Origin of the sequence: Brevibacillus sp. LEMMJ03, assembly GCF_007197875.1 — a bacterium.
Taxonomy (GTDB): Bacteria; Bacillota; Bacilli; order Brevibacillales; family Brevibacillaceae; genus Brevibacillus; species Brevibacillus thermoruber.
In genome coordinates this window covers 48,451-64,667 of record NZ_VKJN01000004.1, presented here as the reverse complement: position 1 = coordinate 64,667, position 16,217 = coordinate 48,451, and the positions used below count along the sequence as shown (strand labels likewise).

14 protein-coding genes are annotated in these 16,217 nt (G+C 52.5%); 4 read left to right on the top strand and 10 right to left on the bottom strand.

What is annotated here, in order from left to right; genetic code table 11:
- Positions 1-14: 14 nt before the first annotated feature.
- The 4 genes from FOI68_RS06745 to FOI68_RS06730 all read right to left on the bottom strand — a co-directional run bounded on the left by FOI68_RS06745 (position 15) and on the right by FOI68_RS06730 (position 3,540).
- Positions 15-1,373, bottom strand: coding sequence for a metallopeptidase TldD-related protein (locus tag FOI68_RS06745; RefSeq protein ID WP_143862702.1), 1,359 nt, complete (start codon positions 1,371-1,373; stop codon positions 15-17).
- Positions 1,370-2,752 carry a TldD/PmbA family protein gene (locus FOI68_RS06740; RefSeq protein WP_185973888.1) on the bottom strand — a complete coding sequence of 461 codons (1,383 nt, stop codon included), beginning with the start codon at positions 2,750-2,752 and terminating at the stop codon, positions 1,370-1,372. Before FOI68_RS06740 ends, FOI68_RS06745 begins: the two co-directional genes overlap by 4 nt.
- A gap of 102 nt (positions 2,753-2,854) precedes the next feature.
- The gene (locus FOI68_RS06735) at positions 2,855-2,977 is read right to left on the bottom strand and encodes an ammosamide/lymphostin RiPP family protein (RefSeq protein ID WP_143862700.1); all 123 of its coding nucleotides are present in this window, start codon (positions 2,975-2,977) and stop codon (positions 2,855-2,857) included.
- A gap of 5 nt (positions 2,978-2,982) precedes the next feature.
- A complete protein-coding gene (locus tag FOI68_RS06730) occupies positions 2,983-3,540 on the bottom strand; it encodes an NADPH-dependent FMN reductase (RefSeq protein ID WP_143862699.1) in 558 nt (185 codons plus the stop codon).
- 396 nt (positions 3,541-3,936) lie between these two features.
- Between FOI68_RS06730 and FOI68_RS06725 the strand changes: the two genes are divergently transcribed.
- Both FOI68_RS06725 and FOI68_RS06720 read left to right on the top strand, forming a co-directional pair.
- Entirely contained in the window at positions 3,937-5,262 is a 1,326-nt protein-coding gene (locus tag FOI68_RS06725; RefSeq protein WP_143862698.1) for a helix-turn-helix domain-containing protein, read from the top strand.
- Between the two features lie 299 nt (positions 5,263-5,561).
- On the top strand, positions 5,562-5,768 hold the full coding sequence (locus tag FOI68_RS06720; RefSeq protein WP_143862697.1) for an aspartyl-phosphate phosphatase Spo0E family protein: 207 nt from the start codon (positions 5,562-5,564) through the stop codon (positions 5,766-5,768).
- Between the two features lie 444 nt (positions 5,769-6,212).
- Here FOI68_RS06720 and FOI68_RS06715 read toward each other — a convergent pair whose 3' ends face one another.
- On the bottom strand, positions 6,213-6,773 hold the full coding sequence (locus tag FOI68_RS06715; RefSeq protein WP_044899881.1) for a GNAT family N-acetyltransferase: 561 nt from the start codon (positions 6,771-6,773) through the stop codon (positions 6,213-6,215).
- A gap of 424 nt (positions 6,774-7,197) precedes the next feature.
- Positions 7,198-7,287 (bottom strand): YjcZ family sporulation protein, encoded by a 90-nt coding sequence (locus tag FOI68_RS06710; protein WP_044899880.1) that lies wholly within the window; start codon positions 7,285-7,287, stop codon positions 7,198-7,200.
- A 701-nt stretch (positions 7,288-7,988) separates the two neighbouring features.
- On the opposite strand from FOI68_RS06710, the gene FOI68_RS06705 reads away from it, so the two are divergent.
- Both FOI68_RS06705 and FOI68_RS06700 read left to right on the top strand, forming a co-directional pair.
- Positions 7,989-8,873, top strand: a complete 885-nt coding sequence (locus tag FOI68_RS06705) for an AraC family transcriptional regulator (RefSeq protein WP_143862696.1) — start codon at positions 7,989-7,991, stop codon at positions 8,871-8,873.
- A gap of 385 nt (positions 8,874-9,258) precedes the next feature.
- Positions 9,259-10,737 (top strand): Lsa family ABC-F type ribosomal protection protein, encoded by a 1,479-nt coding sequence (locus tag FOI68_RS06700; protein ID WP_143862695.1) that lies wholly within the window; start codon positions 9,259-9,261, stop codon positions 10,735-10,737.
- Between the two features lie 438 nt (positions 10,738-11,175).
- Here FOI68_RS06700 and FOI68_RS06695 read toward each other — a convergent pair whose 3' ends face one another.
- The 4 genes from FOI68_RS06695 to FOI68_RS06680 form a co-directional block, all read right to left on the bottom strand.
- Complete coding sequence (locus FOI68_RS06695) at positions 11,176-13,125, bottom strand: methyl-accepting chemotaxis protein (protein WP_185973887.1); 1,950 nt, start codon at positions 13,123-13,125, stop codon at positions 11,176-11,178.
- A 299-nt stretch (positions 13,126-13,424) separates the two neighbouring features.
- The gene (locus FOI68_RS06690) at positions 13,425-13,928 is read right to left on the bottom strand and encodes a DUF2179 domain-containing protein (protein ID WP_035297144.1); all 504 of its coding nucleotides are present in this window, start codon (positions 13,926-13,928) and stop codon (positions 13,425-13,427) included.
- Positions 13,925-15,094 carry an iron-containing alcohol dehydrogenase gene (locus FOI68_RS06685; RefSeq protein ID WP_143862693.1) on the bottom strand — a complete coding sequence of 390 codons (1,170 nt, stop codon included), beginning with the start codon at positions 15,092-15,094 and terminating at the stop codon, positions 13,925-13,927. The genes FOI68_RS06690 and FOI68_RS06685 overlap by 4 nt, the downstream gene beginning before the upstream one ends.
- The gene (locus FOI68_RS06680) at positions 15,091-16,215 is read right to left on the bottom strand and encodes a Zn-dependent alcohol dehydrogenase (RefSeq protein WP_051967890.1); all 1,125 of its coding nucleotides are present in this window, start codon (positions 16,213-16,215) and stop codon (positions 15,091-15,093) included. The genes FOI68_RS06685 and FOI68_RS06680 overlap by 4 nt, the downstream gene beginning before the upstream one ends.
- Between the last annotated feature and the right edge of the window lie 2 nt (positions 16,216-16,217).

Below are 16,217 nucleotides of genomic sequence, written 5' to 3'. Positions count from 1 at the left end.
CATCCTCCTCTACTTCAGATGACAATGTGCCCCTCCTGTACCTCAGCATCGTCAACAAACATCGTTGGCGATCCGGCGCCCTTTGCCTGAAGAAAGAACGTCAGGTCGCTGCCGAAGGAAGAGAGTTTGCGGAGAAAGCGGAACGGATGCAGGGCGACTGCTACCGAACTCACTTGTCGTTCGCGCTGACCACCGCGTATTAGCCACCCGTCGGCTACAAACCTGATCATCCCGTTTTGGCTGACAAATTCAGGCGGCTGCACTGCGTGAACAATCTCCACGCCCAGATCGGTCTGCCTCCTCCATTCCGCGTGATCCGTCCCGCCGGGTACAAAATAGATGTTGCTCGGACTTACACTGTCGGAGTGGTTCCGCGAGCGAACGCCATTGCCTGTGGAGGTGACGCCCCACCTTCGCGCCGTTACCGTCGAGTGCAGAAACTTCGTCATGACGCCGCTGTCAATCAGCACCGTGCGTTGCGACGGCGTTCCTTCCTCGTCAAACGCTCGGCTTGCCCATCCGCCCGGCAAACGGGCATCATCGACCAGTGTTACGTGCCTTCTGGCCAGCCGCTTCCCGACCAGTCCCGCCAACTCGGGTGAGCCCAACAAACGCGGCCCGGAAAACAGGATGCCGTATTTGCGCGCGATGTCGGCCCCGATGCTGGGCGGTATGGACAGCCGAATGCGGCCCGGTTGAAGTGTCGTCTCTTCCCGCGGCCACGCCAGCAACTGACCGATCCGATCCTCAAGGTCACCCGTCCTGAAATCAGCCGCTCGAAGCGCAAACGTTCCTTCGAGCAAAAATCCGTGTCGCCCCTCCAGCAAGAGCTGGAGAATGTACTTGTTTGCTGCATCCGACATCATGAGGCCGTCTGAGCGAACCAGCGCCGTGAATGTGCGCCCGCTGATGCACTCCCAGCGATGCAGATGAAAGGCGGAAGGGACGAATCGTTCCTGCCATTTCCGCATCATGTCGCGGATTGCAGGAAAATCGACGGCATCCGCGTCCGAATCAAGCTGCGTATACCGCTCCGTCCTGGCTGTATCGACCCATGTGATCTGCTTCACCCGATCTCGTGGAGTGCGAATCAGTTCCCGCACCGTCTGGATCAACCGGCTCTCGATGCCGGCAGCATTCAGCGCGTCGGAAACAAACGTCACGGTCTGTCCGTCGACGTCCATCTGCACATGCACATTGCTTTCCGTGCCGCTTCTGAATGCGATTCCTTGGTAAGGTGTCCAGTGCAGGCGCACCATCTCCTCCACACGCAGGAAAATCTCCACGTTGTCAGCGCCCGCCGCCACTGCCCTTTCTGCCAGCCGGGCAGCCCAATCGTCGACGCGTACGTTATCGATCACCCCGATGTTCATGATCTACCAGCACCCGTTTCCACATGGATTTTCTTTACCCGAATCGTCGGCTGACCGACACTGACCGCGAGATTCATCTGGTCAAATTTGTGGCACGTCGCGTGGCGTGAATGATGCATCCGGAGATCGCAGCCGACACGGTCGATGGAAGACAGCAGGTCCGGACCGTTGCCGACCAGCCACAGGTCGCCTGTCGGACGCGTAATCCGGCCGTTCTCGATCAAAAAACCTTCCACCACACGCACCCGAAACCGCCCGGTGGTCAGTTCCGTCTCTCCCATGCCAAGTTTGCGAACGTACAGCCCGCGGGAGGTTTGACGCACGATTTCTTCAGGCGTGTACTCGCCTGCTTGAATAAATGTGTTCGACATCCGCGGAATCGCCGGGTATCGATACGACACACGCCTCCCGTGTCCGTTCGAATGCGTATCCCACCGCTTGGCGGCCGTACGGTCGTACATCAGTTCCTGCAGCCGGCCTTTCTGGATCAGCACGGTGGATTTGGCCTTTTCCCCTTCGTCATCCACGCGATAACTGCCGGACAGACCCGGTATGGTCGGGTCGTCAACCAACGTCACCTGCTCCGATGCCACAGGCTGTCCAAATTTTCCCCCGTAGACTGCGTCCGGATGGGCAGCCAGATCGCCCTCCAATCCATGCCCGCACACTTCGTGGATCAGGATCGCAGGGTTTCCCGGCCCCAGCACCACACACCAGTCTCCTCCTTCGATGTCTATGTACTGTTGCAAATCGTCGAACTCAGCGAGTGCCGATTGAACGAATCCGGCAAACCCCGCACGCAGTTCTTCCAGATTGAGGCCGCCGCAGGAACGGCTCATGTACATGGGACGCGATCCTTCCGTCCATTCTCCCTGGATGTCGATCGTGTAGTAGGAGCGGTGATCGTCAGCGTAGAAGCCGTCGGATCGCGCCACGGTAATGCGCTGGTCAAACGAGGTGACACTTTCCATACAACGGCTGTTCACCCGTCCGGCTGCTCTGAACCCCCGCTGCCACCTGTCATGCAGTTCTTCAAACGCTGCAGCCATCGCCGATAAGGGTACACCGACATGTTGAGCCTCCTCATCGCCGACCTGCTTCCCGCTGCGCACCTCTCTCAATAAGGCCGTGTTCCGGCCGTTTTTTACATGCTCCAGGAGATCGGCAGGTGACATGGGAAAGTGGAGGTATTTCATTCCCATTTCACCTGAAATACGCACCCCAACACCCTGACCAACTGTCACTCTCCACTCCGGCTTTTCGCCGCCCCGCCTCGTGCGGAGCAAGTGGACCTGCTTTTCTTCATGAAATATCTCGACTTCCTCATGCCCGTACGCCAGGAACTGCTGGATCAACTCGTTCGCGAGCGCTTTTTCCATCACACACCCTCTCTGTTCATGAGGATTCTTAAATAGATACTGAAGCGGAAAGAAAAGGCAAGATGACCTATCAAGCGCATGATAGATCATCTTACCCGCAGGCTACGCAAGCGGTGCGATCTTGTCTTCGATGTCCTCCAGGAGAAAATCAATGTCTTCCAGCTCTTCCAGGTCCAGATCTTCATTGTTTTCCACTGCTTCTTGTTGATTCTTTACTTGTTCCATGGGACTCACCTCCTTTCCGTTTCCACACGATTGCGAACGGACAAAACGTTTAACTCCCGCTGCAGTCCGGCGACGACGCTCTGCACGCGCTTCCGGCACGCCTCATTCAGCTGCCCGTTATCGTCCAGCTCGTGTTCACTGGAAATGGCAATCTCCTCCGGAATCACGTTTGCGTGCAGAGAACGAAACACCTGCCGCAAGCTCATAAGCGTCAGAATCCCTGCCTTTAGGCCTCCCGATACGGCCAATAGCGCAATCGGCTTGTGCTTGAATCCCGACCCGTCCTGATAGTCCAGCAGATTTTTCAGCGCACCTGTGTAGCCGCCGTGATACTCGGGCGAACCCACGATAAAGGCGTCAGCTTGTTTAATCTTTTCCGAAATTTCGATCATTTTTTCTGTTTGCGGTACCGTAAAACTGAACAGGGGGAAGTTTGTCTCCGCCACACAGATCAGTTCCGTTTCATGACCTTGTTTTTGCAACAGCTTTGCGAACAGATTAAGTACGCGCTTTGTCACCGATTCAGGGTTCATGCTGCCGTTAATCAATACGATTTTTGCCATGACGTTCTCCTCCGAATTTACACAAAAATGAAACTTTTCTAACATATTACAATATTTGGCACAGCCATTCAACCCCGTTTCTGACGATGCACCAATGCGTTCCGTTCAGCCTCGCCAGAGAAAGGAGTATCTTCCTGTATCTTACATCTTTTCCAACCGAACGTGAAGTACATGTGGGCCCGAGAACTTGCTCTTTTTTTCGACACACCCCCAGCGAGCCCAAACAAAAAAGGGACAGCTGGGAATATCCGCTGCCCTATTTTTATTCTCCCAGCCCCCCGAAAATTCAGAGAGCCATAACTGGGATGGGAAAAGCGCTTGTCTATCATCTGAGGATATTGTAAAATACAGGAAAATAAAGGTAATTTCTCTAATTCCTTGGGGGAGTGCTTGCTTATGGGATTGCAACAGGTGCGCCGGTCCTTGCGATCTGAAATTGAGCGTCAGATTAAAAAGCACGGCTACACACTCAGGAAACTTAGCGAAATAACTGGCATTAATCAGGGACATTTAAGTGCCATCCTGAACAGAAATCCGCCTCGGGCAATAACGATTCGGCAGTTGGATGCGTTGGCTGCGGCTTTTGGACAGGCTCCGGGATGGCTGTACGATTTGTACGAAGAAGAGTGTTTCTCCGAGGGAAAAGTATCACGGCCACGACTGGTGCCATATTTGATCCGCTGTGCGGAAATCGGAAGGCAGGATTGTATTGAGTCTATTGTCCCCAAATTGCTAGAGAACCCGAAACATGTGTCGATTCTTTTCTCCGTGGCCGAGCAGCTATTTGAAACCGGGAAACGAAAAGAGGCAGTGCCATTTTATCAGCTCGTAATAGATAACGAAAAGGACAGCCACAACGATTGTTTCGTGTTGGCTCACTATCGATTATTTCAAACATTGCAAGGAACAAATGCAGAGGAACATTGGGAGGCGGTAATACGCTTTGACCCCTATCGAAAGCGTTTGCCTGAACAGTATCAGTTAGATGCTTTACTAAAACTGGCTAATGTTTGCTTTATGGTACAAAAATGGAATAAGGTTGAAAAATACGCCGACGAATTGCGTGCCCTCGCAACGGCAGTTTATGAAGACGAGCTGCGCAGACGGAAAAGTAGCAAGGAATGCGAACCGTTAAAAACAGAGCGTCACCTGGTTGTTTACTATGGACAAGGATTTCTTGCAAAAGGCGTAGCATTACAAATGCAAGGGAGGTATGAAGAAGCCAAAAAGTATGTGCAGGGATATGCCGACCTGGGATGGTTTCAACTTTTGGACGAAACTGGACAAAGAGAAGTCGAAAAGTTCCGAATCTGGGCAAAAGCCAATCTCTATACCCTTGATCTGTTGATGGGGAATATCGACATTCTACCGGAGTATGTGGATTTTCTGATCAATCACCCCGCCGAAATACCAGCCGGATTACTAACAATCATGGAATCAGCTAGTAAATATGACTTTTCAATCGATCACATTCTGGAACATTTTTCTGAAGAAATCAATCATTTTAAGAACTATCAAGATCCGATTAATATTAGCAGATATTCTCATTTTGGGTATTGTAAAGCTATCTATGAGTATAAAAGGGGGCGTATTGCCAAAGCTCTAGAAGAAACGTTATCCTGCCTTTCCCTCGCTGACAGGATGAATCATCACCAAGCGCTCAAACGATGTGCAGAATTGTTTTGGGAGCATCGACATCACACATCTTCACATTTCGTGTAGGAAGCGGTATTTCAAATGTCGAAACGTTGCTGGTTGAAAGTCAAACACCATTCTTACAAATGGAATGGGCGGTTAAGCATTCAATCACAAGCACCCTCAGGGGTGCTTTTCATTATTCCATTTTTTTCAGTCTGGAAGTTTTGGGATACCATTGTATAGTTATAATTGTCCTGTTTTGTCAGAAAAAGGAGGGGAGGCCCATAGAAACAATGACATGCGGAAAGTACGTTCCTCCTCGTCGCCAGAGTAAAGGAACGCCCCAAAAAAGGGAGGGACGACGCCCTCATGTAAAGTGTACCATGCAGCAGTTTGAACAGGAAAGGAGCAATTTTCCACGTATTCATGACTTGTTAGCGACAACTGAAGAACTGCGCCGGCAATTGATTCAATTGGTTCAGGAGACGGGCAGCCTATCAAATGATACCGTTGTGGAGCTAAGCCAACGCTTGGACCAGTATATTCTGGCGATTCAAAACAGGATGAATGAGGGAAAGAAGCAGACGTAGAACGAATTCTACCCACCCTCTAGGGAACCAGAATGAGCGGCTGGTTCTCGATTTGTTTAACGGGCTATGGACGTATCCCAGTCCGCTCACGACATGCCGTTGTGACGCTATCGGATCGGCTCCGCCTGCGCTCAGTTGTCGTCAGTGGTAAAAGAGAACGTGGCAGATCGGGCAACAACCACCTTCTTTTCGGCATGCCCGTCGATTCCCCTGCCCGATCCACCGCACTCCTCGCCGCTTCTTCTTCCTGATTCAAGCGGCCAACCGGTTGCTGGTACCGGCCTGCCGGAAAAGAGAGGGAGCGCCTTGATCCATTCGCAGCTCCTTACTCCCACGGCATGGCATGCAACGATATACGCTGTCCCACTTCTCGGCGTTGTTCCTCTCCAAAGCTGTCCGGGCCGCCTTTTCTCCAGGGACAGACTCGCTATGATGGGATCAATTTCATTCCGGCAATTCCGTGTCAATCATATCCCGGCGGTGACACCGCAACACGGTGATAAACCCATCCAATATGTCATGACTGACCGAAAATCCTTTTCGTTTATAGAATTCCAAGGCGTTCGTATTGCCGTTTGAGACAAAGATAAAAAAATCGTCGACATCATCAAATTGTTTCAACCACTTCATGGACATATGGAAAAGCTTGGAGCCAATCCCCTGTTGTCTGTACTCTTCTTTCAGATAAAATTGGGATAGACACCCGACATTGTTTCTACGAACAGAAGACAGGTCAAAAAACGTGGCAAATTCGTTTGCATATGTTTCCTTGGGCGAAATGTTTGAATACACGTACCCTACAGGTCTATCATCGTCTTTCACTACTACAATATGATTGTGCAGTGCACTTTTTACGGAAGGAATCATCCGTGTTTCAAAATTCATGTTGTCAAACAATTCCGGCTTTATGTAGGCTTTCGACTTTTGATAGGCCATGAGTTCATTGCATAAATCTCTGCAGCATTCAATGTTTTCAACAGGGATACTTTCATATCGGATATTCATGAAGTTCACTCCTCACCTGTGCGAATGCGTAACGCCCTGCAAGTGTTGCAGAACCTCGATTCCCTCCCTATCATTGTAATTCATCCTTCCATGAAAACAAGTGAGCCGTATTATCCCACGTCAACCAAAAACGTCTGATGCTTGCACGACATTCGGCCTTCCTTGTTATGTTGCAGCGGAACCTGTTGTTCACCAGGCAGCCCCTGCTTTCTCCCTTGCACGTAAAAAAAGCCCTCCCCAACGTGAGGGCAGGGTTGAAAGAGTGCTGCTGCAGCGTTCTCGCGTCTTATTTCTTACACAATTCCCCTCTGCTGTGTGAAGGAGAAGCCAATCGCAACGGTGTTTCACAGACTGAAACATGTGAAAAAACAAAGGGAGGAACCGATTCTCCCTTTGCATAACCTTTGATGCATGTGAATCCATCCTAATTGCAAGAACAACCTACGATGACCAGCAGAATGAACAGTACCAGGATCAGCCCAAACTCGTCGAAACCGTTGAAGATTCCACTCATGGTTGGATGCACCCCCTCCCGTTGATTCAGTACTATGCTATGTCGTGAGGAGAAATCGGGTATAGACCGGTATCATGAAATGGAAACAATTTTTACGGAGCAGTTACAAGGGGATGAAGAGCGCCCGATTCCGGACACCCATATAAGCCCGCCGACTGGTCTGTCGTTTGGCACGCATGCCGGGTACCTCCATCGCAGGAATGGATGTTGGCAATGAAGGCAACGAAAAAGCGTGTAGGCTGTTGTCTACACGCTGAAGGCTGTGCGCGATTGCGCCGGTTTTTGTGAGGATCTGCTCCTTTAGCAGAAGCGTTCTTCCCCTAAGAGAAAGAAGAATAGGAGCAGGATCAGAATGAACCCAAAGATCCCCCCTCCGAAAAAGCCGCCCTTTCGGAAATCGCTCATGTGGTTCCCTCCCTTCCATCCCGACATGAGCAGGACGTACAGTGATTGTCCCTGCCATGGTTATACTATGTAAAGCGGAATCGGCCCGTCTCGATTCTCGTCTACCTGGAAACCAAAACAGGCGGAGACCCGTCCGGTTTCACCATACAGAAAAAATAGGGAAGCTCTCGCGGGAGCCATAGAACCCGCAGAGACAAGCGGGAAGACCACTACTAGAACCCCTACAGGATTGGGCACGAAATGTCGGATGGGTCCATTCCACTCCTGCTATGCTATGGATAAAGGAGGTCAATTCAATGGATTTGCTGACGAACATGAACAAGGCAATCAAGTATATCGAAGAAAATCTAACGAACGACATTGATTGTAAGGAAGCGGCACGGCTGGCTTTATGCTCCGAATATCACTTTAAACGGATGTTTTCCTTCCTTGCAGGGATTACCCTATCGGAATACATCCGCCGCAGGCGCCTGACACTTGCTGCATTTGAGATTCAAAACAGCAGCGCAAAGGTCATCGACATCGCGATGAAATACGGGTACAACTCGCCCGATTCGTTTGCCCGCGCGTTTCAGAACCTGCATGGGATCACACCGTCGGAAGCCAGAACGAACAGCCATTCCCTCAAAGCCTATCCACGAATGACCTTCCAGTTATCCATTAAAGGGGGAAACGAAATGAACTACCGTATTGTAGAAAAAGAGGCATTTCGGATTGTGGGGATCATGAAAAGAGTTCCCATCGTTTTCAAAGGAGTGAATCCGGAAATTGCCTCCATGTGGAAAAGTCTGGATGAGCATACGATCCATACGCTCAAAAGTCTTTCCAATGTCGAGCCTATGGGACTGATTCAAGCATCCACCAACTTTTCGGAAGGGCGTATGGAGGAAAAAGGAGAGCTCGATCACTACATTGGCGTGGCCACCACGAACGAGTGCCCGGAAGGCCTCACGCAGCTGGAAGTTCCTGCCTCCACCTGGGCTGTATTCGAAGCAGTCGGCCCCTTTCCCGACACGCTGCAGGATGTCTGGGGACGCATCTATTCCGAATGGTTTCCCACCTCACACTATGAACAAACAGAAGGTCCGGAAATCCTGTGGAACGAGCATGCAGATGTAAGTTCCCCAACGTTTCGAAGTGAGATATGGATTCCGATTGCGAAAAAGGAATCGATTGCGTGAGATGGAGAGACGAGGTTGTCCGTTCATCCTCCCGCCGCAGCATCACCGGATTCCGGTCGTGGATGTCGAGGACAACCTGTATCGACGCTTGGCCAGGAATTATGTGTTGCAAAGAAACAACGGGTATGATACCATACTTGTAATTTATGGATGGGGGTTGAAACAGGATCATGTAATCTTTCTTGCAAACGATAAAGAATAAAACATCAAAGCGAAATGTTTCGCCTGTTTTATTTTTTGTATGCAAGAAAGTTACAATATCCTATCACGCAAACCCTGGATCCTGATCTGACTCCGTCTGGGGTTGGATTTGCTGTATGGATGTGAGCTGCAGGAATGTAACTTTCTTGCAGCTTTTCTATTTTTCATACAGGAGGATCCTTTCATGTCATTGATCAACGTGACAAACCTGACGTTTGCCTATGACGGCAGCTACGATACCATCTTTGAGAACGTCAGTTTCCAAATCGACACCGCTTGGAAACTGGGATGTACGGGAAGAAACGGCAGAGGCAAGACAACCTTGCTCAAATTGCTGATGGGTGAATACGAATACAGCGGAAACATTTCGGCCCCTGTCGACTTTGACTATTTCCCGTTCCCTGTCGAAAACAAGCAACATCTTACCCTTGATGTAATCAACGACATCCTGCCGGACTACCAGCACTGGGAACTCATGCGTGAACTTTCGCTGCTGCAGGTTTCTGAGGATGTGTTGTATCGCCCCTTTGCTTCACTGTCCAACGGGGAGCAGACGAAAGTGCTGTTGGCTGCGTTGTTTCTCAAGGAAAACCGTTTTCTGCTCATCGATGAACCGACCAATCACCTTGACATGCACGCCCGAAAACTTGTCAGTGATTATCTCAACACCAAAAGCGGATATATCCTGGTGTCTCACGACCGAGCATTTCTGGATAACTGCGTCGATCACATCCTCTCCATCAACAAGACCAGCATCGACATTCAAAAAGGCACGTTCTCCGATTGGTGGGAAAACAAAAAGAGACAGGATGCCTTTGAGCTTGCCGAAAACGAAAAGCTCCGAAAAGAAATGAAGCGCTTGTCGGAGGCTGCCAAACGTACGAGCAACTGGTCGCACGCAGTGGAAAAAACGAAAAACGGCACAAGAAATTCCGGTTCCAAGGTAGACAAAGGGTATATTGGCCACAAGGCCGCCAAAATGATGAAACGCTCGAAAGCCATTGAGCACAGACAGCAATCGGCTATGGAAGAAAAGTCTCGGCTCCTGAAAAATATCGAGACCTCTGACAGCTTGAAGATTTCACAGCGCGCCTTTTATAAAAACCGACTGGCCGAACTTGAGCATGTATCGATTTATTACGGAGAGAAGAAGGTTTGTGCCGATATCAGTTTTTCGATTGAGCAGGGCGAGCGGATTGCGCTTTCCGGTAAAAACGGTTCCGGAAAATCAAGTATTCTCAAACTGATTTGCGGTGAGGATATCCGCTATACCGGCACGTTCAGAAAGGGAAGCCAGCTTACCATCTCCTATGTTTCGCAGGACACCTCACACTTACAGGGCAATCTGACGGACTACGCCCGAAACAATGGGATAGATGAAAGCCTTTTGAAATCGATTTTACGAAAACTTGATTTTTCCCGAGATCAATTTGAAAAAGACATGTCCACGTTTAGCGGCGGCCAAAAGAAGAAAGTGCTGATTGCCAAAAGTCTGTGTGAACCCGCTCATTTGCATGTCTGGGATGAACCGCTTAATTTTATTGACATCCTTTCCCGCATGCAAATCGAAGAGCTGCTGCTTGAATACTCGCCAACCATCCTGTTTGTGGAGCATGACCGTGCCTTCTGCGAAAAGATTGCCACCAAGATCATCGAACTCTAACGGAGAGCGATTTGCTTCATCTCGGCAGCGGCAGTCTGGATTTTCGTTTTTCGTCCAAAGACTGCCGCTTGTCTTTCGCTTGTATTTGTAACAAGTCAGTTTCATACGTATGTACAAAAGCTGACAATCCATGACCGCGGGTATTTTTAACGAGGGGGTCTCTGGGATGGATCCCCTTGACCGATTCTTCCTGAAACGCGACCTTCTCGATGGACAAGATTCTTTGGGGATCACTTGGAGAATTCATCACTTCCGTTTGGGAAGATTCATTTGGGAAAATGATCAAAGCCCTCCTCACAAACGAGAAGGGCTTTGACAGCTTTTTGCGGCTGTTTTCGTCTGGTTCAGGGCAGGTGACCCGGCAAAAACACGCGGAAACTATATGCCAATACTTCCGATGGGAACATGCAGCGCATCGGCACGTCGGCGGAAAGACTTTTACGTCCGAAACTTGCCGATCAGACCGTTCAAATCGTCCGCCATTCTGGACAAAACACCGGAAGCGGCAGACACTTCTTCCATGGACGAGGATTGCTGTTCGGCGGCTGCAGCGACATGTTGAGAGTGCGCGGATGTCTGCTGGGAAAGGGGCGTAATATTGCGGATGGTACTCACCGCATGTTGGGAAACCTGTTCGATTTCCTGCATGGATACAACGATTTGGCTGATTTGGCGCAAAACATCGTCAATCGCCGAGTGAATTTGCCTGAAGGCGTGATCCGCCTGATCTGTCATTTGCAGACCTTCGTCCACCGCTGCTCTGCCCTCGTTCATGCCCATCATGGTATTCGCCGTTTCGTTCCGAATCTGATCAATCAAGTGTTGAATGTGATTGGCCGCCTCCGCAGACTGCTCCGCCAACTTGCGAACCTCGTCGGCCACCACTGCAAACCCTTTTCCGTTTTCGCCGGCCCGGGCCGCTTCGATGGCGGCATTCAGCGCGAGCAAGTTGGTTTGCTTGGCGATGCCGGAGATCAGGGAGACAATTTCGCCGATTTCGTTCGATTTCGCTCCCAGTGCATGGACGGCATCCACCATGCCATGAACTTTTTCGGCGATCATGCGCATGTGGCTGATCGCCCGTGACACGGCACGCGTTCCGTCGGAGGCCGTGTCGGTGGCGTGAAGGGCCGCTTCTTTCGCCTGGTTCACTGCCGTTCCGATCTGCGCCATTTTGCCTGACACATCCAGCACCATGTCCTCGGCTGTACTGATCATTTCCACCTGATGGGCGGCATCGGACGCCACCTCCGTAATCGCCGACGAAATCTGTCTGGCAGCCTTGTTGGTCTCATCGGCACTCATGTACAGTTCTTCCGATGCGGAGGCCATTTGTCGCGCGCTGTCGGACACTTTGTTGATAACGCCTCGAATCTCGTCCTGCATGGTTTGCAAGGACCGGGCCAGGGAACCGATTTCATCGGTGCGGGCAAGCAGGCGGGAAGGAAGCGTTTGCGTAAAATCGCCGGCCCCGATTCGCTGCATGTGTTGGATGGCAAAACGAAGCGGTCCCGTGATGCGGCCCGCCAAGATGAACGCGAGGACCGTCGCGACCAGGACTGCCAGAACGACCAGGGCGACGATCAAACGGTTCAAGGCGTTCAGTGTCGCGTACAGTTCATCCTTCTGAATAAAGGCGATGTACTTCCAGTTCGTCTTGTCGGATGTGTAGACATTGGCGAGGAAATCCACACCGTTCACCTTCACGTCATACTGCCCGGTTGTCAGCTTGCTGGCGTCCCCCCATCCGGAAACATTCATCTCTTTGAGAGGTTTAAAATTCATCTCCTCGTGTTTGGGATCAGCCAGAATCGTTCCGTCCTCCTGTACAATCACGACATAGCCGTTCTCCCCGATGCGGATATTCCGAATCATGTCCGTCAGTCCTTTCAAACTGACGTCAAGCCCCTGTACCCCGATCACCTCCCCCTTGTCGTCTTTGATCGTTGTCACCGTGCTCACGATGACGGTTTGGTCTTCCTTTGCATAATAGGCACTCGTCCGGATCACGTTTCCCTGGTTTTTCATCGCTTCGATGTAATAAGGGCGCTCCGCCGGATTGTACGGCAGCGTAATGGTGTCGCCGTCCGGCCATTGAACGTACCCGCCGTACTTGGTCGCCATGTAGACGTAAGCGGCATTCGGGTGGGTCTTGGCGTAGAGTTCGTAAACCTTGTAGATTTCGGATTCGATCCCGCCGTTTTTCGACGGCGTGAAATCTCTCGTTCCCGTTCCTGTCAGGTAGCTGGTAATCGTTTGATCCGCTTTTTTGACAGTGGGATGTTCCGCAAGCATGGCGGTATTTTGACTGACTCCTTCAAAAAACGAATGGATTGTATGATCCACATGAATCAGTTCTTTCGATGTCGAACGGATAAACTGCGCCACACTTTCTTCTTCTGTTTTCTGTTGAAGAACGGCACTCAAAAGCAGGATGGGCGTAATGCTTACCATCAAACATAGAAAAATCAGCTTACCTTTCATGCCGAATCGAATGTGCAAAACCGGTCACCCCGTCATTCCTCGACTATTGGAAAAGCCGTTGCCACTCCGGCATGTTGTCGATTCTGGAGGACTGAACAGCGGACAGTCCGGCGTGGCACTCCCAAACACAGTCTTCTCAAAAACACGGCGGGCGAACGCCAGGAAGCGGCGCCGCCCGGCCAGTTTTTTTTTCTCGCGACTGGCTAATGATTGGTCAAAAACCCGCCGCGAAATCCCTTCGGTTCATACGCAACCACAAAGGCATGCGGCTCAATTTCGTAGATTTCCTGAAACATGCGGTGCTGATGCTTTCGCTTGAGGACGATGGAGAGGATCAGCCGCGGCCCTCCCCTGCCCTCTCCGGTCCAGGTGGTTACCCCGTATCCCTTTTCCCGCAAACGCTGCGGCAAGGGGGAATCCAGGGATGGAGTCACCACGTTGACGGTGATGTAACCGATGGCCAGCCGCTCCTCGATCCTGACCCCAATCAGGACCCCGGCCCCGTAACTCAGGCAATACGCCAGCAAGTGAAGCGGACGGTCCAGGTTGTCCAGCACCAGCTTGAATCCGACGAAATAGATGCCGATTTCCACGGAGCTGATCACGGCCGCCAGATAGCGGATCCCCTTGACCATCAGAATAAAGCGGACAGACAGCAGGGAAACGTACAACATCTGCAAAAGGATGATCAGCAGTACGGTTTTCATCGCGACAAGATCGCTTCCGCCAGCCGCCGCAGATCCTCCGTGGTGGAATCGCGGCAGTTGTTTTGCCGCATGGGCGCGTTTTCGACCGACTGCATCACCTCTACCAGCCGGTCTTGATCCGCCAGTGACAGCCCGTCGTCTTTCAGCGAAAGGTTCAAACCGGTCGATTCCACCAACCGGGCGAACGCCTCCGCTCCGGCATAGGCCAACGCCCGTTCGTCCTGCCAGGTGTCATGTACGCCCAGGGCGCGCGCGATCTCCGCGTGCACCTCCACCGCCGCCTCCGCGTTCCAGGCGTAAGCGTGATACAAAGCAATCGCCACCGCCCGACCGTGATGAATTCGAGCCAAGGTCCCCAGGGCGTGCCCGATGCAGTGGGCGATTCCGGTACCTCCCTGTTCGATGGCAAGGCCCGCCAGCATCGCTCCCACGCTGAGACTGCCGCGAGCCTCCAAGTCGCCAGGCTCGCGGATCGCCTGCAGCAAGTGCCGGGAGATAAGCTGAATCGCCTTCATGCCAAGGCCGTGAATGACAGGATTGCGCCTTTTGCCCGCGGCCGCTTCCATGGCGTGCACGAGGGCATCCAAACCGGTGGCTGCGGTCAAGTGGGGCGGGAGCTTCACGGTCAATGCCGGATCCAATATGGCCAGATCAGGTGCCAAATCCCGGTCCCATCCCCATACCTTCCGTTTTTCGGCCGTCGAGAACACCACGGTACTCGTCACCTCTGCTCCCGTACCGGAGGTGGTCGGAATCATGATGGTGGCCACACGCTTGGGTGCGAACGGATGGGCCATGAGCGCATAATGTTCCGCAGGATGACGGTCGCCGGCGACCATCGCCGCCATCTTGGCCACATCCATGGCCGATCCTCCGCCGAGCCCGATGACGCAGGCTGCTCCCGACTGGCGAATGATGTCAGCCGCACGATCGATCGAATCGGACGTCGGATCGCTTTGCACCTCGGCAAACAGCTCGGCCTCGACACCGGACTCACGCAGAGCGTCCACCACGTCCCCGGCCACGCCCGCCTGCACAAGTCCGGGATCGGTGACGAGAACCGCCTTGTCCTGGCCGCTCAGCCGTTTGACGTCTTCGCCCACTTGCCGGGACCTGCCAATGCAAAAGGAAACCTGGGTGCGAATGGCAACATCAAATGCCGTCATGCGCCATCTCCTCCCAACACGACCACCGTCCTGCCGACATTGACGGCATCCCGGTCTTCGAACGAAGCAAACGCCTTATTGATGTCTTCTAACGGAATCCGATCCAGCACCAGTTCATCCAACTGGAATTTCCCTTCCAGATACAGGCGGGCAATGATCGGGAACTCGCGAAACGGGTTGACATCTCCGTAAAAGCTTCCTTTCAGCGTTTTGCCCATCCGGTGGAAACCGCCTGCAGGAAGCGTCAGTTCCTTGTGGGAAGGAAACGCCCCGACCACCACCGTCGTACCTCCCTTACGCGTCGCTTTCCAGGCCGATTGGGCTGCCGCCGTGCTGCCTGAACAATCAATCGCGGCATGCACGCCGTGCCCGTCCGTCAGTTCCCGGATGGCTTCCGCTGCGTCTACAGTCGACACGTTGACGGTATGGGTGGCTCCGAATCGCTTGGCAATCTCCAGATTTTTCTCCTTGACATCGCAGGCGATGATCCGCGACGCTCCGCAAATCCGTGCGCCCTGAATGGCGTTGACGCCAACCCCGCCGATGCCAAACACCGCGACATACGAGCCCGGCTCCACGCGGGCGGCGCGAACGGCCGCACCATACCCGGTCGCTACGCCGCAACCGATCAGGGAGGCCTGAATCAAGGGCATCCCTTCAGGCAGCTTGACGCAGCTCATCTCGGGCACAACGGCATATTCGGCAAAGGTGGACAGCAGGGAATTGTGGTAGACGGTCTCTCCTCCCCGGCTCAACCGGCTGGTGCCGTCCAGCAGTGTTCCGGCGAACATCGGTCCGAAAGCGGATTCGCACAGATTGACCTTCCCCGTCTGGCAGCACTCGCACGTCCCGCAATACGGCACCCAGCTCAAGGCCACCCGGTCCCCGACTTTCACCGTTTTGACTTGGGACCCTACCTCCACAACAATGCCGGCCCCTTCGTGCCCCAGAATCGTGGGCACAGGGGTAGTCTCGTCGTGCAGCGCGTTGTAATCGCTGTGGCAAACGCCGGTTGCCACGATTTTTACCAACACTTCGTTCGCCTTGGGCGAGGCCAGCTCAACCGATTCGACAACCAGCGGCTGCCCTGCCGCCAACATGACGGCTGCCTTCATGTTCATCC